The organism is Promicromonospora sp. NPDC110617 (assembly GCF_055598465.1).
Window position 1 is genome coordinate 1033257 of sequence record NZ_JBVKBM010000001.1, and the last position, 18139, is coordinate 1051395.

An 18139-nucleotide genomic window follows, 5' to 3' on the forward strand; every position below is an offset into this window, starting at 1 on the left:
GTGGCGAGATAGAACTGGGGCTGAAGCGCTGATCAGCGCTTCAGCCCCAGTTCTATCTCGCCACGGTTCTACTTCGGCACATTGGCCTCAGCTCGACATGACGCGCGCGTGCAGGGCCTGCACCGCGTAGCGGGCCGACCAGAAGGCACCGTGCTGCCACGCGGACACCTCGGACATCCAGTCGCCCGCGAAGTACACGTGGCCCGCCCCCTGCTGCAGCAGCCGGAAGCCCGCCGACGAGGTGTTCGGGTAGGCCCAGGCGCCCTCGATGTACGGCACCTTGTGCCAGGCGATGGAGAACGAGCTCTCCAGCTCGCTGCGGTACTTCTCGCCGTGGATCTTGACGCCCTGCTCGACGGCGCGCAGCTCGCGCTGCTTCGGGGCCAGGTCGCCGTACGTGCGGGCGTTGGCGCCGGTGTTGTAGTAGCCCACGACCAGACCCTTGCGCTCGCCGTACCCGTACGACGGGTACCAGACGTGGGCGAGGTCCATGTCGGTCTCCGTGATCCCGCCGAAGATCCGGTGGTCGTCCTCCCAGAACCGCGACTTGTACTGCAGGCCGATCTTGCCCGCGGGGGAGCCGACGGCGAACTCGCCGAGCGCCGCGTCGATCTCCGGGCCCCAGTTGGTGTCCCACCGCCGCATGAGTCCCGCCGGTGCCGCGACGACGGCGAAGTCGGCCTCGATCTGCCGCGCCCTCCCGTTCCGGGGCGTGTACGTGACCTTGACGCCGCGGCCGGTGTTCTCGACCCCGGTGACGGGCGACTCGAAGTGCACGTTGTGGGAGCCGATGGCCCGCACCAGGTACTGGTAGGTCGTGTCCATGCCGCCCTTGGGCTGGAACATGAGCATCGACTGCTCCCAGTTGATCTCGAACGGGAAGTACTGGCCCACCTTCGAGGCCAGCACCTCGGAGACCGTGCCCGGTCCCGGCAGGGGAGTGCCGTGCTCGTTCCAGGCCGACGGGTACACGTCGAAGCCACGGTTGCTGCCGCCGGCGTAGGTGCCGTCGGACGTGAGCGAGCCCCAGCTCCGCAGGAAGGAGCGCAGGTTGTCCTTGTCCGCGGCGGTCAGCTTCTGGTCCAGGGCGCCCTGGTCGGTGGCGTGGTGCAGCAGCTCGGAGGTGTAGCCGAAGACGTCGGCCTTGGCGGTGCGGTAGCGCACGGGGTTGCCCGGTGTCGCGCCGGACCGTTCGTTGTAGAGGTAGGCGTCAGCGTTCGCGTTGGTGAACACCTCGTACGGCACGCCCAGCTCGCGGATGTAGTCCATGGTGACCATCCACTGGGCGATGCGGCCCGCGCCGGCGTTCATGTAGATGCCGTCGGGGAACCGCGCGGTCTGCCGCACGCCGTTGACATCGGTCTCGCTGTCGCCGCCGCGGATCGTCAGGGTGCGCCCGCCGGGGCGGTGCCGCGCCTCGAGCACGGTCACCCGGTAGCCGGCCTTCTGGAGCTCGTAGGCGGTGGCGAGGCCGGCGGGACCGGCCCCGACGACGACGACCTTCTTGGCGGACCGGCCGGTCAGCGTGAAGTCGCCGCCCCGCGGGGGGACCCAGGACTCGGCCCTGGGCTGGGCGGCCGCGGTGGGGGCCAGCCCCATCGCGCCCATCGTCGCGAACATGACGCCGGCGCTGGACCCCGCGCCGACGGCCTGCAGGAAGTTGCGGCGGGAGACGCCGGAGGTGCTCTTCTCGGTGACCACGGTCCCTACCCCTCGTGTCGACAGCCTGACGGGCGGCGTGCCCTGGTGGGGGAGCCAGGAACCGCCGTCAGCGCCGTGCCGGACGCTAGGGAGCGCAGGTCACCGCTGCGAGTCTCCGTCGTTTCTGTGTAGTTGCGTCCAGTAACCATGTTGTTTCCGGGTTTCGCCGCAGGTCAGCGTTTGCGCAGGAACGATTCGAGCGGCGCGTCGAAGGCGTTCCCGATCCGACCCGAAGCGGACATCCCGCCGAAACTCCCCGTGGCTAGCGTCCGCGCCACCCGGTGCCGACCGCCGGGCCACCACGACCGGGCGCCGCCGCTGCGCCCGACCCGGCCAGATGGAGGAGCACCATGAAGAACCGTGCCGCGCTGATCACCGCCGTCGTCCTCACCGCCGCGATCGCGGTCCCCGGGACCGCCTTCGCCGCCGCCCACGTCTTCCGCCCTGATCCGACGCGAGCCCATTCGTTCGTCACCGGGGACACCCCGCTCATCGCCGACGGCGTCGCCATCGGCAAGAACGTCTCCTGGTACAAGTCCTCCGGCCTCGGCCCGGCCGCCCGCAACACGACGCCCGGCGTGACCGCCGAGCAGCGGTACATCCCCACCGACGTCTTCCCTGGCGGTGAGCTGCCCGCCGGCGTCACCCTCACGGAGGCGCAGGGCATCAACGCCCTGATGCGGATCGGCGAGAACCTGGACAAGGCCGGGCTGTCCTACGACGACGTCGTCTCGATGCGCGTGTTCCTGCAGAACCCGGCGGGCGCGGAGAAGATGGACTTCGCCGGGTGGAACCGGGCCTACCGCCAGTTCTTCGCCAACACGAACCTGGCCACCGGCGACGTGCTCGACGTGCAGCTCGGGTCGGCCACGACCGAACCGATGGTCGTCAACGAGGCCCGGCCGTCGCGTTTCGCGCTGGAGGTCGAGAACCTCCCGGTGGACGGCTGGCTCGTCGAGGTCGAGGTCGACGCCGTGTACCCGCGCTGACCGGGGCCGCGCCCCGGCTTCCCGGGGCGCGGCCGCCCGCCTCGCCGGTCAGCCGATCGTCGAGTGCTGCACCGGCCAGGCCCCGGACGCGTCGGGCCCGGTCAGGCCCTGCTCGCGGCGCCACTCGTTGAAGCTCACCGCCCACTGGCGGTGTGCGCCGATCTGCTGCTGGTGCAGGTCGGCCAGGGGCATGCGGGCGAGCTGCGGGAACCGGCGGGCCAGCGCCTCCAGCACGTCGAGCGTGGCGAGCACGTCCACCTCGGCGGTGTGCAGGTCGCCGTCGGACGTGACGCCGTACCACTCCGACAGGTCGCCGAGCCGGCGTTTGCCCGGGCGGTACCGGTCCAGCCAGCGGTCGATGACGAGCGGGTCCACGACGGGCTCGACCGCGCGGCCCAGGCGCTGGGGCAGGGTCTTGAGCCCGTGGCGCTGCAGCTCGGCGTCGAGCAGCGAGAGGTCGAAGGCCGCGTTGTAGGCGACCACGGGGACGCCGTCGGCCAGGTGCGTGGCGAGCTCGGCGGCGATCTCCTCCAGTGCCTCCAGGGGCGCCACGCCGTGGGCGCGCGCGTGCTCGGTGGAGATGCCGTGGATGGCCGCGGCCTCCTCCGGTATCTCCACACCCGGGTCCATCAGCCAGGTGCGGACCTCCGTGCCCGCTCCGGGTGTGCGCAGCACGAGGGCTGCCGTGACGATGCGGTCGCCCGTGACGTCCACCCCTGTGGTCTCCGTGTCGAAGCCCAGCAGCGGCCTGTGGATCCAGGTCTCGTTCATGGTGTCCTCCCTGCTCGTCCGGGTTTCCCGGTGCGTCCAGGGAGAACCCTGCCACCGGTCACTGACACTGTGGTTCGTGCCACCCCGCACATCACGAGACACTGCGCGCCGGGTCAGCAGCGATGGGTAGGCTTGGCGGGTGAGCAACGAGATCGAGATCGGACGCGGCAAGCGTGGGCGGCGCGCCTATTCCTTCGACGACATTGCGGTGGTGCCGTCCCGGCGCACGCGCGACCCGAAGGACGTCTCGGTCGGCTGGCAGATCGACGCGTACCACTTCGACCTGCCGATCGTCGCGGCCCCGATGGACTCCGTGATGACGCCGGACAGCGCGGTCGCGCTGGGCCGGTTCGGCGGCCTGGGCGTGCTCGACCTCGAGGGCCTGTGGACCCGGTACGAGTCGCCCGAACCGCTGCTGGCCGAGATCGCCGAGCTGCCGGCCGACGAGGCGACGCACCGGATGCAGGCGATCTACTCCGAGCCGATCAAGCCGGAGCTGATCACGCAGCGCCTCAAGGAGATCCGCTCCGCGGGTGTCACGGTCGCCGGCGCGCTCACCCCGCAGCGCACGCAGGAGTTCTACAAGACGGTGGTCGACGCCGGCGTCGACCTGTTCGTCATCCGCGGCACCACGGTCTCGGCCGAGCACGTGTCCGGCAACGCCGAGCCGCTCAACCTCAAGCGCTTCATCTACGAGCTGGACGTGCCCGTCGTCGTCGGCGGGGCCTCCACCTACACCGCGGCGCTGCACCTGATGCGCACGGGCGCGGCGGGCGTGCTCGTCGGCTTCGGCGGCGGCGCCGCCCACACCACGCGGGTCAGCCTCGGCATCCACGCGCCCATGGCCACGTCGGTGGCCGACGTCGCCGCAGCCCGCCGCGACTACCTCGACGAGTCGGGCGGCCGGTACGTGCACGTGATCGCCGACGGCGGCGTCGGCCACTCCGGCGACATCGTCAAGGCCGTGGCCTGCGGCGCGGACGCCGTCATGCTCGGTGCCGCGCTCGCGCGGGCCGCCGAGGCGCCCGGGAAGGGCTTCCACTGGGGCCCCGAGGCGCACCACCCGCAGCTCCCGCGCGGCGAGCGCGTCGAGGTGGGCACGGTCGGCACGCTGGAGGAGATCCTCTTCGGGCCGGGCAAGCAGGCGGACGGCACCCTCAACCTCGTGGGCGCCCTGCGCCGGGCCATGGCCACGACCGGCTACTCCGACCTCAAGGAGTTCCAGCGGGTCGAGGTCGTCGTCTCGCCGTACCAGCCCCGGTGAGCGCCGTGCGGAGCGGTGAGCCGCTCGCCCCTGTCCTCGCGGCAGCGCCCGTGGCCGACGGCGAGTTCGTCGAGATCACCGACGCCGATGTCGACCAGGTGGTCGAGCTGTGGCGGGAGTGCGGGCTGACCCGGCCGTGGAACGACCCGCACCTGGACATCGCCGACGCCCGTGCGGGCACGACGTCGACGGTGCTGGTCGCGCGGGCCGACGGCCGCGTGACCGCGTCGGCGATGGCGGGCCACGACGGGCACCGCGGCTGGCTCTACTACGTGGCCGTCGCGCCCGGGCTCCAGGGCTCGGGGCTGGGCCGGGCGGCCGTCGTGGCCGCCGAGGCGTGGCTGGTGGCGCGCGGTGCGCGCAAGATCCAGCTCATGGTGCGCACCACCAACACCGCGGTGCTCGGCTTCTACGAGCGGCTCGGCTACGGCGACCAGGAGACCACCGTCCTGGGCCGCTGGGTCGAGCCGAACTAGCCGCGACCGGCGCCACGAGGCGAGATCGCGGTCGTCGCGACCAAGCGCCATGAAAGTCAGTTTCACACACCTATCAATACGTGGTGCAGGGTTTTGCGCGTAGGGTGGCCGCCATGATCGACGACACAGCAGCCGACGCAGCAGCGAGTGGTGCCGTCGGCGGGGTGCTCGACCCTGAGCACCCGCAGGGAACCTTCGTCCTCGAGCCCGGCGTGATGGCGCCGCTCGTGGCGCGGATCGCGACGTCCGAGGCTTCCGGCACGCACCGCTCGATGTGCCCGTTCACGGGTGCTCCCCTCGTGACCTTTCCGATCTCCTCCGCCGACGACGTGGCCGCTTCCGTCGTCCGCGCGCGGGTCGCGCAGCGCGGCTGGGCGCGCCTCTCGGTGCGCGACCGTGCCGGGGTGCTCCAGCGCCTGGGCCGCATCGTCCTGGAGAGACAGTCCGAGGCGCTCGACCTGATCCAGCTCGAGACCGGAAAGTCGCGCCGCGCCGCCTTCGAGGAGATCGCGGACATCGCGCAGGTCGCGCGGCACTACGCCGTGCGCGGCGAGCGCTACCTCGCGACCCGCCGGTCCGGGGGCATGATCCCGCTGCTCACGGGCGTGCAGGTGCACCGCCGGCCGGTCGGCGTCGTCGGCGCCATCGCGCCCTGGAACTTCCCGCTGGTCCTCGCGCTCTCGGAGGCGCTGCCCGCGCTCCTGGCCGGCAACGCCGTGGTGCTCAAGCCGGACCCGCAGACCACCCTCACCGCCCTGTGGGCGGCCGAGGCCCTGGACGACGCCGGTCTGCCGGCGGGCCTGTTCCAGGTGGTCGCCGGTGGTCCGGACGTGGGCGAGGCGCTGGTCGAGCACGTCGACCACATCGCGTTCACCGGGTCCACCGCCACCGGGCGCAAGGTTGCGGCGCGGGCCGGCGAGCGGCTCATCGGGGCCACGCTGGAGCTGGGCGGCAAGAACGCGCTCTACGTGGCGGAGGACGTCGACGTCGACGCGGTGGTGCCCGGCATCGTTCGGGCCTGCTTCTCGAACGCCGGCCAGCTGTGCGTCTCCGTCGAACGTCTGGTGGTGCACGAGGCGATCGCCGACGAGTTCGTCGCGAAGTTCGTGCGTGCGGTGCGGAACCTGCGGCTCAGCCCGGCCCTCGACTACTCCGCCGACATCGGCTCGCTCACCTCCGCCGCGCAGCTCGACAAGGTGACGGCGCACGTCGACGACGCGCTGGCCCGGGGCGCGCGGGTCCTCGCCGGCGGGGTGCACCGCGCCGACGTCGGCCCGTACTTCTACGCGCCGACCGTGCTCGACGACGTGCCGGCGCAGGCCGTGGTGTCCCGCGAGGAGACGTTCGGGCCCGTCGTCACGATCACGCGGGTCGACTGCGACGAGGACGCCGTCACCGTCATCAACGACACCGAGTACGGGCTGCACGCCGCCGTCTGGTCCCGGGACGTCGCCCGGGCGCGCCGGGTGGCCGCGCGGATCGAGACCGGGTCGGTCGCGATCAACGACGGGTACACGATGACCTGGGGCTCGGTCTCCGCGCCGCTCGGCGGCTGGAAGGCCTCGGGTCTCGGCGGGCGGCACGGGGCGGCGTCGATCGCCGGCCTGACGCGGCAGCAGACCGTGGTGACGGCACGCGGCACGCGGGTCGGCGCGACGCTCGACAACCTCTACGGCCTGGGCGGGGACACCCCGAGCCGCGTGCTCACCACGGCGTTGGGGGTCATGCGCAAGCTGCGGATGTCCTGAGCTGTGGAGGTGGCGATCGGGGGCGGCGTCCGAACTGGTCGTCGAAGTTGTGAACGGTCGTCACGGGGGCGAGTACGCTCACCCGCATGACGACGCAGCTCCACGCCTTCTGGAAGTCCGCCAACTCGCTGCCCGTGATCGGCGGTCTGCTCGGGAAGCGGATCTTCAGCGTGGCCTACAGCTTCAAGGCCCCGTACTTCGGCACCATCGCCCCGCGCGTGGTCGACATGCGGCCGAACTACGGCGAGGTGGTCGTCCCCAACCGGTGGCGCAACCGCAACCACATCGGCACGGTGCACGCGATCGCCGTCTGCAACGGGCTGGAGATGGCCATGGGCTCCCTCGCCGAGGCCACCGTGCCCGACGACAAGCGCTGGCTGCCCAAGGGCATGGAGGTGTCCTACCTGGCCAAGTCGACCGGCGACGTCACCTGCGTGGCCGAGACCGACCAGGCGCAGTGGGACGGCGACGACAAGGACCTGCCCGTGCGCGTGCGCGGCGTGCTCGCGGACGGGACCGTGGTGGTCGAGGGCACGATCCACCTGTGGGTGACGCCGAAGAAGAGGTGAGTCAGCGGGGGCGGCGCCTCGCGAGGGAGCGGACGGCGGCCTTCCAGCTCGCCGGCAGCTCGCGCACGTGCCACCAGGCCCACTGCGCCGGCTGGACGCTCGCGGCGCTGACGCCGACACCCACGGCGTCGAGCCCGGCCTCTACGCAGGAGTAGAGCGTGCGGCGCAGGTGGTAGTCCTGCGTGACGACGACGGCGGTGCGCACCCCGTACAGGTCGTGCGCGCGGCGGCAGGTGGCCGTGGTGTTGAAGCCCTCGCGGTCCAGCACGATCGCGTCGTCGGGCACGCCGAGGTCGTTGTCCAGGAGCCAGGCGCGCATCGAGCCGGGCTCGTCGTAGCGGGTGCCGTCGGGGTTGTCGTGCGCGTCGCCGCTCAGGATCACCGTGGGCGCGACGCCCGCGCGGTACAGCTCGGCGCCGCCCTCGACGCGGCGGCGCAGGTACGTCGACGGCGTGCCATCGCTGCGGAGCCCGGCCCCGAGCACGATGACGGCGTCGGCCTTCTCGATCTCGTCGGCGCCCCCGCGGACCCGGGCGTTCCCGGTGGCCTGAACTGCGACGACGGGGACGGTGAAGGCGACGGCGAGCACGCCCGCGACGATGGCGGAGACCTTGAGGGGAGTCACGCCCGGAACGCTACAGGGTGTGCGGGTATGGAATGGGCCGCTGGCGGGGCTGTGGCCGGGGGTGCTGGCGGTTGGTCGGCAGAATGTCAGATGGTCGGCATTCCGAGGAACCGACCATCTGACATTCTGCCGACCTGTTGACGTTTTGCCGACTGGGCTCAGGCCGTCAGCAGGGTCAGCTCGGCGTTCAGGTTGGTCGTCGCGGCGTCCTGCCAGCGGGTGGTGCCCGGGGCGGTGCGGAACAGGGGGCCGCCCGCCAGCAGGCCGCGGAGCACCTCGGATCGGCCGGCGCGGAACAGCGGGTCGGGCACGTCGCAGTACTCGGCGCGGACCTGGTGCGTGTAGCGCGTGTAGACGGCGGCGCTGCCGCCCAGCACGGCCAGGTCGGCGTCGCTGACCAGGCCGCCGACGACGTCGTCGGGCGCCGGGTCGTGGGCGGCCGTGACCATGACCAGGCGGGCGATCTCGTCGATGTCCTTCGAGGCGATCCCGGCGTTGGTGAGGGGGCCGAGCAGTTCCGCCACGAGCTCGGCGGACTGCTCCTCGTCCTGCTGGGCCACGCCGTCGTGTACCGCGTCGTGGAACCAGAGGGCGAGGCGGGCGCGCCAGAGGCTGCGATCGTCGATGCTGCTCTCCGCCGCGACGACGTCGAGGGCGTCCAGGGCCGCCGCCAGGTGGAATGTCGTGTGGTAGACCCGGTGGGGTTCGCGCCAGCGGTCGACCAGGTCGGTGCCGGCGTCGCGGGCCAGGCTCGGGTCGGCCCACAACTCGTCCCACCGGCTCAGGAGCGCTGCCCGCTTGGCGCGGTTCCGCTCGGCGCCGGAGACGCGCAGCCCGGAGCCGGCCAGCCGTCGGGCCAGGTCACCGCCGTCGACGGGTACGGCGCCCGCGACGACCAGGTCGTCGTACCGCTCGGCGGGGATGTCGTAGTGGTCGAGGTCGAGCGCGCGGTCGGGGACGCCGGCCGCCCGGGCGAAGAGGCGGAGCTCCTGCAGCGACCCGTCCGAGACCAGGTGGGAGAAGAGCGTCCCGTGCGCGGGCCAGGCCGGCGGGTCGATGAAGAGGGTCACGAGGTGAGGCTAGCGCTCCGGGGCGGCCGTAGGATCTCCTTCGACAGCGACAGAGGATCGTGCCTGTGCATGGATACGGATGACCAGACGTACCTGAACATGGCCATGGGCGTTGCCTCTGAGAGCCCGCAGTCTGTCGTGGCGCTGCTTGAACGAGGGCTGTCGGTGAAGTTCACCGAGCGCGACAGTTTCTATCTCGGGACGTACTGGACGGCGCGCACTGCCGCGTGGGAGGTGCAGGTCTGTGATGTGGTCCTGCCCGATGGGGAGCCGGTGCACGACGGGACGGCAGGATTCTCGCTGGTGATCAGGGCCGAGGGCGATTTTCCGGGCGAGATTTGTGTCTTTCTGAGAGGTCTGCTCGATGTGTATACCGCGGTTGTTGCTGAATGAGTACGGCTGAACGTGGGTAATCATGGGTTCGTCGACCGCGTGGGATTCGTCGGTGCGCTGAGCTTGTTTCGTATGACTCCGATCATTCGCCGTGCCGATCGGGATCTGGCGACAGCGGTTTCGATGTTCGTGCACTCCATATCGACCCACGAGCAGGAGGACTTCGACCAAGCGCTCGACGACATCGAGGAGTGTTCGACGAGGATCGGCGACTTGCAGGTCGTGTTCCGGGATCGCGAGTACTACGTCCATACCGTCGCAATCCTGTGCGGATACATCGCCCACAGGTCGCTGGCGGACCGTGCACGGTTCATCCGAACGGTTGCCGCTGACTTCTGGGGAGCGGTCGACGCGCTGCTCGACGATGGGGGAGGCGTGCCTGGCCTGGAACTCGACGACTCGCTCAAGGGAATCGAGATGAGATGGCTCGACCGGGACTGGAGTGCGTTCCAGACGTCTTCAGGGCTGACCCTCCTCTACGGCGCGAGAGTTCATTCCATCGCCGGGACGTTCGATGTTCGAAAGCGGATCGCTGTGCATGCAGCCCAGGTCGCCGGCTGGGGCTGACGGGCGGCGCAATACGTTCTGATTCGAGGCAGGGAGTTTTGGTGACCGACCGTGTTGTCGAAGGTTTTGTCCTTCCGTCGGCGTGGGGATCCGTGGTCGACACGCCGCGCTGGACCGCGTATCGAAATGACGATCGCGTCGCTCCGGCAGTTGTTGAGAGTATCTTTGGTGAGACCCCAGACAGGTCGTGGTGCTTCTACAATTTCAATGAGGTCGTAGGAATGACTGCTCATTGGCATGAGGAGCAGGACCCCTTATGGTTCGGCGTGGAGCCTGATGACATTGTCCCGGCGACGTCGGTCCTCATTGGAGAACTTGGGTGCGACCGTCCATTTGCGCTGGACTACAGGGCGATCATCGCGCCCGTGCGATTCATGACGCTCGATGGTCGGTGGCCGATCGTCGCGTCGTCACTGACCGAACTCATGGGTCGGTTGGAGGGTGACGGCGATGCGAGATGACCGTAATGTTCCGGAACCGCCCCGAAGGAGTTCCCGGGGAGGCGCCGACCGTGATCGGGTTTGAGGCGAATGGAGGCGGAGATGGATGACGCCGAGCGAGGGCTTCGGCTGGAGCTCCTCGCCACGGTCACTCGTGTCTCGTCGATCGCCGCTGGGTTCGTCGGCTGTGTGACTCGTGACGAGGACGCGTTTCCTGTAGACGCCACGGTGCAATCGGCCTGGCGCGAGTTGCAGGGCGGCTGGGACGAGTCGCAACGGCGCGACCGTTGGCGAGTCTCGCTGATGCGCTTGGAGTCCGCGGCGCCGCTGCACCCTGTCGACGCGGCCGATGCTGTATCGGAAGCCGTCGCGGCCGTCAGGCTCGTCACCGATTCCTGGGCCTCTCCCTCAGAGGCCGCGATGGCGGCCGCTCTGCGTGCCCACAGGGTTGCGACCAGCTTCGACGCGGCTGGACTGCCTGCGCCAAGTGGCCAGGAGACCTGGGTGTCGTACGAGCAATCGTGCATCGGGGCCATCGCCCCGACGATCAGATCGGGTGACGTCTTCATGGTTCGTCTCGAGTCCGGGATGCAGTCAATGCCCTATCGTCAGGCGATGCTGGAGAGTGCGGGACGCGCCGTTGGTGGGACGGCATCGCCAGCAGGGCTCGCCTGAGTGCGACCCACTGCCGGCTGAGTTCGACACCGCTCGCGAGTGGTGGGCGGAGCGCAAGGGCCGGCTCGGAAGGCTGACGGTGGAAGTGGACGATGTCGGAGCGCTGGAGGAGCGCGTCGAGCGCAACGTCAGAGCGTTTCGGGGTCTCTTCGATCCGCCGCGTCGCATGAGCCGGTCTTGCTGTTTCGCTTCGCCACAGAATCGGTCGATGATGCGCTCATGGCGCGAATCCGTGGGGACTTGATCGCCATCAGGCCCTGACGCAAGGGTCACCACCAGACTGCTCCCCGCTCTTGGTCCTTCAGATCTCACGTGTAAGGAGGAGCGGTGGCGTATCTCGTTGTCCTGGACGATCCGATCGATGTCAATGCCGCCGTTCGGGCGCTTCGCGCCGAGTGTGGTGACACCAGAGATGGGCTGGAGGGTGTGGATATCGGGATCTCGATCACGCTGGGATTGCCGACCGGGGTGGCGTATCTGACGTTCTTGAGTGACGGCGAGGCGGTGTATGTCGACTGTGCCCGGGAGCCTGCGGCGGAGTTCATGGAGTGGTTCCTGCGCAGGGTGGATGGAACCGGATCGATGACGGTGACTGACGATCGTTACTCATTCGACGAGAGAATCGCGGCACCCGGCGGGCTCGGGGTAATACTCGACTTGCTGCCCCGATAGTTGCTGCATGCGGGCTGACGTGGCGCGCAGCCAAGACGTCCGCCGCGTCTCCTACTCGCTCGACCGGTCCGCCCCCCGAGCCTCCCGCGACGCCGCGCGGTGCTCCCGGACCGCCCGGGTGACCTGCGCGATGTCGTCCTTCGCCGGCTGGCGGAACGCCCCGCCGGCTGCCACGTACTCGTCGCCGTGCTTCGCCAGGTGCGCCGAGAACACCGGGCACACCGGCACGACCACGATGTTCCTGCGGATGCTGTCGGCGAGGGCCTCGCGCACCAGGATGCCCGCGAGGCCGCGTCCGCCGTACGCCTCGTCGACCTCGGTGTGGAAGAAGATCCGGTCGTGGTCGACGCCGCCGTCGTCGCCCGCGCCGCCGTCGCCCGGGTCGACGAAGTCGGCCCGCCCCACCGCAGCCCCGCCGTCGACGTGCACGGCGTACGCCCCGATCGGACGGCCCGTGTTCAGCGTGACGGTGACGGACTCGCCGGTCCTGTCCTTCATGAGGCCTCCAGAAGGGTCGTGGGTGCGGGCGTCCCGGTCAGCGTACGCAGTTCGTCGAGGCCCACGTTCGCCCCGAACGCCGGGGTGCCGGGCTCGAGCCGGGCGCCCGCAGCAAGGTCACCGATCACCAACGGGTCGAACCCGAGGGCGTCGATGACCGAAGCGACGACGGAAAGGTCGTCGGGGGAGTCCCCGGCCAGCGCGATCGCCTTGCGCCCGACGGCCCCTGCGGGCCGCGAGCCGTCCTCCAGATCGTGGTAACCCATGTGGTTGAAGGCCTTCACGACGTGCGCGCCCGGCAGCAGCCGCGCCACGAACTCGCTCGACGAGAGGTCGCGCGGCAGGATCCCCTCGCGCGGGCCGTCGATCTCCCACCAGTGGTTCATCGCGTCGACGACGAGCCGGCCCGACAGTTCCGCGACCGGCAGCCCGTCGTGCTTGCCGAGCGGAAAGGCGAGCACGACGACGTCGGCGGACGCCGCCTCGGCGGGCCACACCGCCGTCGCGCCAGGGGTGAGGACCTCAATCGTGAGTGCGATCTTCTCCGGGTCGCCCGACCCCGAGATCAGCACGCGGTAGCCCGCGGCGACGGCCAGCCGCGCCAGAACGGTGCCGATCTTGCCGGCGCCGAGGATCCCGATGGTCGTCCCGGTCGGGTTCAAAGCGCCGCCCCGGCCGTGCTGGGCTGCTCGGCGAGCAGCTCGCGCACCCGCGGGATCACCTGGGTGCCGTACAGCTCGACCGAGCGTAGCCGCGCGTCAGCCGACACCGCGCCGGCCGAGGAGTAGATCATGTCGAACCGGCCGACGTCGAGGACGCGGATCGCCCGCGCCATCTTGCGCGCGACCGTGTCGACGGACCCGACGTACAGCGAGCCCTGCTCGACGTCGGCCTCGAACTCGTCCCGGCGCAGGGGCGGCCAGCCGCGCAGCGCGCCGATCCGGTCGCGGATCTCGCGGTAACCCGGGTAGAACAGCTCCTTCGCCTCCTCGTCCGTGGCGGCGACGAAGCCCGGCGAGTGCATGCCCACGGGCCCAGGCGTGGTGCCGAGCTTCTCGTGCGCCCGCCGGTAGAGCTCCACGTACTGGGCGAATCGGTCGGGCGGCCCGCCGATGATCGCGAGCATGAGCCCGAACCCGTAGTAGGCGGTGCGGAGCACCGACTGCGGTGTCCCGCCCACGCCGACCCAGGTCGTGAGCCGCCCGGACTCGGTCTTCGGGAAGACGTCGGCCTCGTGGAGCGCGGCACGCATGGTGCCCTCCCACGTGACCGGCTTCTCGTCGAGGAGGTGGCTGAAGAGGTCGATCTTCTCCTCGAACAGCGTGTCGTAGTCCTTCAGGTCGTAGCCGAACAGCGGGAATGACTCCGTGAAGGAACCACGGCCGAGGATCACCTCGGCGCGCCCGTTCGAGAGCGCATCGACGGTCGCGAAGCGCTGGAAGACCCGGACCGGGTCGTCCGACGACAGCACCGTCACACCCGACGCGAGCTTGATGCGCTTGGTAGCCGTCGCGATGCCGGCGAGGACGGTCTCCGGGCTCGAGATCGCGTACTCGGGGCGGTGGTGCTCGCCCAGCGCGATGACGTCGATGCCCACCTGGTCCGCCAGGACCGCCTCGGCGACGACGGCCCGGATCGCCTCCGCGTGCGAGACGACGTCGCCGTCCGCGTTGCGCGGCAGGTCGCCGAAGCTGTCGATACCGAACTCGATCTGCGAGACATCCACCATGACCAGCCCCTTCTGGGTGCTCATTTGATTGACACGTGAATCATCTCGCCATATAGTTCACATGTCAATAACTCACCGAGGAGGGTCGATGACGACGTCGAAGCGCCGCATGCCGACGCGACGCGAGCTCGCGATCTGGCGGGGGTACATCGAGACCTACGACATCCTCCGCAACCGTCTCGAGGCGCGCCTGCACCAGGACTCAGAGCTCTCCAACGGCGACTACCGGGTGCTGCTCGCGCTGAGCGAGGCGGAGGAGCACACGCTCCGCTCGTCCGCCCTGGCGGCGCACATCGAGTGGGAGCGCAGCCGGCTCTCCGGCCACCTGGGCCGGATGGAGAAGCGCGGGCTGGTGCGCCGTGAACCGTGCGCCGAGGACGCCCGCGGGTCGCAGGTCGTGCTCACCGACGAGGGGGCGCGCGCGTTCCGGGCGAGCACGGTGCCGCACCTGCAGGCGATCAAGGAGACCTTCCTCGACGCGTTCACCGACGAGCAGCTCGACGTGCTGGGCGAGGCGACGACGGCGTTGCGCGCGCACCTCGGGCTTCCCCCGCTCACCACCGACGGGAGAAGCCCGAGGAGCGGGTCCTAGCCGGCCGCGACCAGGTCAGCCGCGAACCGGGCGATCGCCAGCTCCTCGTTGGTCGGGACGACCATGACGAGGGGGGCCTCGACAGGCTCGACCTGCGGCTGCACCGAGATCACCCGCGCCTCGCCCGACGCCGCCTCGTTGGCCGCCGGGTCGATCGTGAGGCCGAGGAACTTCAGGTCCCGCACCACGCCCGACCGGACGGTGTGGTCGTTCTCGCCCACACCCGCGGTGAACGTCAGCACGTCGATCCCGCCGAGCACCGCCGCGTACGCGCCCACGTACTTGCGCAGCCGGTGCAGGTAGACGTCCCGCGCGAGGCGCGCGTCGGCGTCGCCGTCGGCCACGAGGCGGCGCAGCTCGCGCATGTCGCTCACCCCGGACAGCCCGAGCACGCCGGACTGCTTGTTGAGCAGGGTGTCGACGTCGGCGCCGGACAGCCCGCCGCGCATGAGGTGGAAGACGACGCCCGGGTCGATGTCGCCCGAGCGCGTGCCCATGACCAGCCCTTCGAGCGGCGTCAGGCCCATCGAGGTGTCCATGGGCCGGCCGCCCAGGATCGCCGACGCCGACGCGCCGTTGCCCAGGTGCAGCACCACCTGCCGCAGCGTCTCCGGGCCGCGCCCCTCGGCCGCCAGCTTCGCGACGACGGCAGGGTGTGCGGCCACGGCGTCCGACACGAACTGGTGCGACGTGCCGTGGAAGCCGTAGCGGCGCACGCCGTGCTCCGCGGCGACCTTGCGGTCCAGCGCGTATGTCGAGGCAGCGGCGGGCAGCGACGCGAAGAACGCCGTGTCGAACACCGCGACGTGCGGCACGTGCAGCAGCTCGCGCGCCACCTCGATCCCGGTCACGTTCGCCGGGTTGTGCAGGGGCGCCAGGGGGATCAGCGCGCGGATCGACTCGACGGCGTCGTCGTCAAGCAGGGCCGGGGCCGAGAACACATCACCGCCGTGCACCACCCGGTGCCCGACGGCGATCACGTCGGCGTCCGCGAGCCGCGGCCCCACCTCGTTGAACATGTCCGCCACGACGCGGAGCGCCTCCGCGTGGTCCGGCACGGCCAGGTTGCGCACGACCTTCTCGCCGCCTGTCTCGTGCTTGACCGTGCCCGAGGACTGGCCGATCCGGTCGACGATGCCGCCCGCGACGGCCTCGCCCGAGTCGGGGTCGACGAGCTGGTACTTGAGCGACGAGGACCCGGAGTTGAGGACGAGGACGGTGCTCATGCGACGGGCTCCTTGGTCTCGACAGGCTCGACCCGCGAGGACGTCTGCGCCTGGATGGCGGTGATCGCCACGGTGTTCACGATGTCCTGCACCAGCGCCCCACGCGACAGGTCGTTGACCGGCTTGTTCAAGCCCTGCAGCACCGGCCCGACGGCGACCGCGCCCGCCGACCGCTGCACCGCCTTGTAGGTGTTGTTGCCCGTGTTCAAGTCGGGGAAGACGAACACGGTGGCGCGGCCGGCGACGTCGGACCCGGGGAGCTTGGACGCCGCGACCGAGGCGTCCACGGCGGCGTCGTACTGGATGGGGCCCTCGACGTCGAGCTCGGGCGTGCGCTCGCGGACCAGACCTGTCGCGGTGCGCACCTTGTCGACGTCGGCGCCCGTGCCGGACTCGCCCGTAGAGTAGGACAGCATCGCGATGCGCGGCTCCACGCCGAACTGGCGGGCCGTGGCGGCCGAGGAGACGGCGATGTCGGCGAGCTCCTCCGACGTCGGGTCGGGGATGACGGCGCAGTCGCCGTACACGAGCACCCGGTCCTCCAGGCACATGAGGAACACGGAGGACACCGACGACGTGCCGGGCTTGGTCTTGATGATCTCGAACGACGGCCGGATGGTGTGGGCCGTCGAATGGGCAGCCCCGGAGACCATGCCGTCGGCGATCCCGAGGTGCACCATCATCGTGCCGAAGTAGGAGACGTCGGTGACGATCTCGCGCGCCCGCTCGACCGTCATGCCCTTGTGGGCGCGCAGCCGGGCGTACTCGGCGGCGAACTTCTCGACGTACTCCGGGTCGTGCGGGGACAGGACCCGCGCGGCCTCGATGTCGAGGCCCAGCTCGGCGGCGCGGGCCCGGATCGGCTCCTCGTCGCCCAGGATCGTCAGGTTCGCGATCCGCCGGGCCAGGACGGTGGAGGCCGCGCGGAGGATCCGGTCGTCCGAACCCTCCGGGAGCACGATGTGCCGCCGGTCGGCGCGCGCACGCTCGATGAGCTGGTACTCGAACATGAGGGGTGTGACCACCTGCGGCCGCGGCAGGTCGAGGCGCGCGGCGAGCGCGGCCGAGTCGACGTTGCGCTCGAACAGGGCGCGCGCCGTCTCGACCTTGCGCACCGCCCTCTTGTCCACGCGGCCGCGGGTCGTCGCCGCGGCTCGGGCCGTGCGGTAGGTGCCGAGCTCCGTCGTGATGATCGGCAGCTTGGGGCGCATCGCCTCCAGCAGCTGCGCCGGCCGACCTTGCGGGTAGAAGCCGCCGTTCAGGATGATCCCGGCCAGGGACGGGAACGACGGCGTCATGTGCGTGGCGAGCAGCCCGATCAGCAGGTCGGTGCGGTCGCCCGGGGTGATCACGACGGCGCCGTCGATCAGCCGCTCCAGCAGGTGCTCGAAGCTCATGGCCCCCACCTGCACGTCCAGCGCCTCACGGCCGAGCAGCTCGGGGTCGCCCAGCACGAGCGTGCCGTCGACGGCCTCCAGGAGCTGGCCGACGGTCGGGGCCTGCAGGAACGGTTCCTCCGGGATGGTCCACACCGGCAGGTCGGGCTGGGCCTCGGCCAGCTCGCTCCGCACCTCCCGCGCGCTGTGCGTGTCCGCGCGGTTGACCACCAGGCCGATCGCCTGCGCGTGGTGCGCCGCCAGCTCGGCGAGGCTCACGTCGGCCAGCGCCCGCACGCCCTCGGGGGTGCGCTCGCGGCCCGACACGACCAGCAGCACCGGCGCGCCCAGGTTCGCGGCGATGCGCGCGTTGAACGAGAGCTCGGTGGGCCCGGCGACGTCGGTGTAGTCCGTGCCGAGGATCACCACCGAGTCGCAGCGCGCGGCCAGGTCGTGGAACCGGGACACGATGCGGCTCAGTGCGTCCTCGGGGTCGGTGTGCAGGTCGGCGTAGGTGACGCCGACGGCGTCGTCGTACCCGATGTCGACGCCGTCGTGCTCCAGGAGGAGCTCGAGCACGTGGTCGCGCTCGCCGGCCGAGTCCTCGGTCTCGCTCGCGCGCGAGACGGGCCGGAAGACCCCGACCCGCTGGCCCTTGCGGACCAGCAGGTCGAGGACGCCGAGCGCGACGGTCGACTTTCCGCTCTCGCCCTCCGGGCTCGCGATGACGATGCTGCGGGTTGCGCCGGTCACGTGTC

General features: G+C 70.7%; 20 protein-coding genes. 11 read left to right on the forward strand and 9 right to left on the reverse strand.

Features of this window, described 5'->3' with window-relative positions; genetic code table 11:
* Positions 1–87: 87 nt before the first annotated feature.
* Positions 88–1701, reverse strand: a complete 1614-nt coding sequence (locus tag ACZ7LE_RS04445) for a flavin monoamine oxidase family protein (protein ID WP_470402112.1) — start codon at positions 1699–1701, stop codon at positions 88–90.
* Positions 1702–2051: 350 nt separating this feature from the next.
* On the opposite strand from ACZ7LE_RS04445, the gene ACZ7LE_RS04450 reads away from it, so the two are divergent.
* Entirely contained in the window at positions 2052–2690 is a 639-nt protein-coding gene (locus ACZ7LE_RS04450) for a Rid family hydrolase (protein WP_470402113.1), read from the forward strand.
* 48 nt (positions 2691–2738) lie between these two features.
* On the opposite strand, the gene ACZ7LE_RS04455 is transcribed toward ACZ7LE_RS04450, so the two are convergent.
* Positions 2739–3461, reverse strand: coding sequence for an exonuclease domain-containing protein (locus ACZ7LE_RS04455; protein WP_470402114.1), 723 nt, complete (start codon positions 3459–3461; stop codon positions 2739–2741).
* Positions 3462–3600: 139 nt separating this feature from the next.
* Here ACZ7LE_RS04455 and ACZ7LE_RS04460 point away from each other — a divergent pair, with 139 nt between their 5' ends.
* From ACZ7LE_RS04460 to ACZ7LE_RS04475, 4 genes are all read left to right on the forward strand, one after another.
* Entirely contained in the window at positions 3601–4725 is a 1125-nt protein-coding gene (locus tag ACZ7LE_RS04460) for a GuaB3 family IMP dehydrogenase-related protein (protein WP_285101083.1), read from the forward strand.
* Positions 4722–5201 (forward strand): GNAT family acetyltransferase, encoded by a 480-nt coding sequence (locus tag ACZ7LE_RS04465; protein WP_470402115.1) that lies wholly within the window; start codon positions 4722–4724, stop codon positions 5199–5201. Before ACZ7LE_RS04460 ends, ACZ7LE_RS04465 begins: the two co-directional genes overlap by 4 nt.
* Positions 5202–5314: 113 nt before the next feature.
* Positions 5315–6949, forward strand: coding sequence for a succinic semialdehyde dehydrogenase (locus ACZ7LE_RS04470; RefSeq protein ID WP_470402116.1), 1635 nt, complete (start codon positions 5315–5317; stop codon positions 6947–6949).
* An 86-nt stretch (positions 6950–7035) separates the two neighbouring features.
* The gene (locus tag ACZ7LE_RS04475) at positions 7036–7518 is read left to right on the forward strand and encodes a hotdog fold domain-containing protein (protein ID WP_397391697.1); all 483 of its coding nucleotides are present in this window, start codon (positions 7036–7038) and stop codon (positions 7516–7518) included.
* 1 nt (position 7519) lies between these two features.
* On the opposite strand, the gene ACZ7LE_RS04480 is transcribed toward ACZ7LE_RS04475, so the two are convergent.
* Both ACZ7LE_RS04480 and ACZ7LE_RS04485 read right to left on the reverse strand, forming a co-directional pair.
* On the reverse strand, positions 7520–8143 hold the full coding sequence (locus ACZ7LE_RS04480; RefSeq protein ID WP_470402117.1) for a SanA/YdcF family protein: 624 nt from the start codon (positions 8141–8143) through the stop codon (positions 7520–7522).
* A 158-nt stretch (positions 8144–8301) separates the two neighbouring features.
* On the reverse strand, positions 8302–9213 hold the full coding sequence (locus tag ACZ7LE_RS04485; protein WP_470402118.1) for a DUF4031 domain-containing protein: 912 nt from the start codon (positions 9211–9213) through the stop codon (positions 8302–8304).
* 69 nt (positions 9214–9282) lie between these two features.
* Here ACZ7LE_RS04485 and ACZ7LE_RS04490 point away from each other — a divergent pair, with 69 nt between their 5' ends.
* From ACZ7LE_RS04490 to ACZ7LE_RS04510, 5 genes are all read left to right on the forward strand, one after another.
* Positions 9283–9606 carry a hypothetical protein gene (locus ACZ7LE_RS04490; RefSeq protein ID WP_470402119.1) on the forward strand — a complete coding sequence of 108 codons (324 nt, stop codon included), beginning with the start codon at positions 9283–9285 and terminating at the stop codon, positions 9604–9606.
* A 72-nt stretch (positions 9607–9678) separates the two neighbouring features.
* Positions 9679–10173, forward strand: coding sequence for a hypothetical protein (locus ACZ7LE_RS04495; RefSeq protein ID WP_470402120.1), 495 nt, complete (start codon positions 9679–9681; stop codon positions 10171–10173).
* 41 nt (positions 10174–10214) lie between these two features.
* Positions 10215–10634, forward strand: a complete 420-nt coding sequence (locus ACZ7LE_RS04500; protein ID WP_470402121.1) for a hypothetical protein — start codon at positions 10215–10217, stop codon at positions 10632–10634.
* Positions 10635–10715: 81 nt separating this feature from the next.
* Positions 10716–11288 (forward strand): hypothetical protein, encoded by a 573-nt coding sequence (locus ACZ7LE_RS04505; protein WP_470402122.1) that lies wholly within the window; start codon positions 10716–10718, stop codon positions 11286–11288.
* A gap of 327 nt (positions 11289–11615) precedes the next feature.
* Positions 11616–11960 (forward strand): hypothetical protein, encoded by a 345-nt coding sequence (locus ACZ7LE_RS04510; protein ID WP_470402123.1) that lies wholly within the window; start codon positions 11616–11618, stop codon positions 11958–11960.
* Positions 11961–12011: 51 nt separating this feature from the next.
* Here the strand turns inward: ACZ7LE_RS04510 and ACZ7LE_RS04515 are convergent, their stop codons facing one another.
* The 3 genes from ACZ7LE_RS04515 to ACZ7LE_RS04525 are packed head-to-tail and all read right to left on the reverse strand — an operon-like array spanning position 12012 to position 14211.
* Positions 12012–12458 (reverse strand): GNAT family N-acetyltransferase, encoded by a 447-nt coding sequence (locus tag ACZ7LE_RS04515; protein ID WP_470402124.1) that lies wholly within the window; start codon positions 12456–12458, stop codon positions 12012–12014.
* Positions 12455–13120, reverse strand: coding sequence for an NADPH-dependent F420 reductase (locus ACZ7LE_RS04520; RefSeq protein ID WP_470402125.1), 666 nt, complete (start codon positions 13118–13120; stop codon positions 12455–12457). The genes ACZ7LE_RS04515 and ACZ7LE_RS04520 overlap by 4 nt, the downstream gene beginning before the upstream one ends.
* A complete protein-coding gene (locus ACZ7LE_RS04525; protein WP_470402126.1) occupies positions 13117–14211 on the reverse strand; it encodes an LLM class flavin-dependent oxidoreductase in 1095 nt (364 codons plus the stop codon). Before ACZ7LE_RS04525 ends, ACZ7LE_RS04520 begins: the two co-directional genes overlap by 4 nt.
* Positions 14212–14275: 64 nt before the next feature.
* Here ACZ7LE_RS04525 and ACZ7LE_RS04530 point away from each other — a divergent pair, with 64 nt between their 5' ends.
* The gene (locus ACZ7LE_RS04530) at positions 14276–14779 is read left to right on the forward strand and encodes a MarR family winged helix-turn-helix transcriptional regulator (RefSeq protein WP_470402127.1); all 504 of its coding nucleotides are present in this window, start codon (positions 14276–14278) and stop codon (positions 14777–14779) included.
* Here ACZ7LE_RS04530 and ACZ7LE_RS04535 read toward each other — a convergent pair.
* A complete protein-coding gene (locus ACZ7LE_RS04535; RefSeq protein ID WP_470402128.1) occupies positions 14776–16005 on the reverse strand; it encodes an acetate/propionate family kinase in 1230 nt (409 codons plus the stop codon). The genes ACZ7LE_RS04530 and ACZ7LE_RS04535 overlap by 4 nt on opposite strands.
* Entirely contained in the window at positions 16002–18134 is a 2133-nt protein-coding gene (gene pta / locus ACZ7LE_RS04540) for a phosphate acetyltransferase (protein ID WP_470402129.1), read from the reverse strand. Before pta ends, ACZ7LE_RS04535 begins: the two co-directional genes overlap by 4 nt.
* Positions 18135–18139 lie beyond the last annotated feature (5 nt).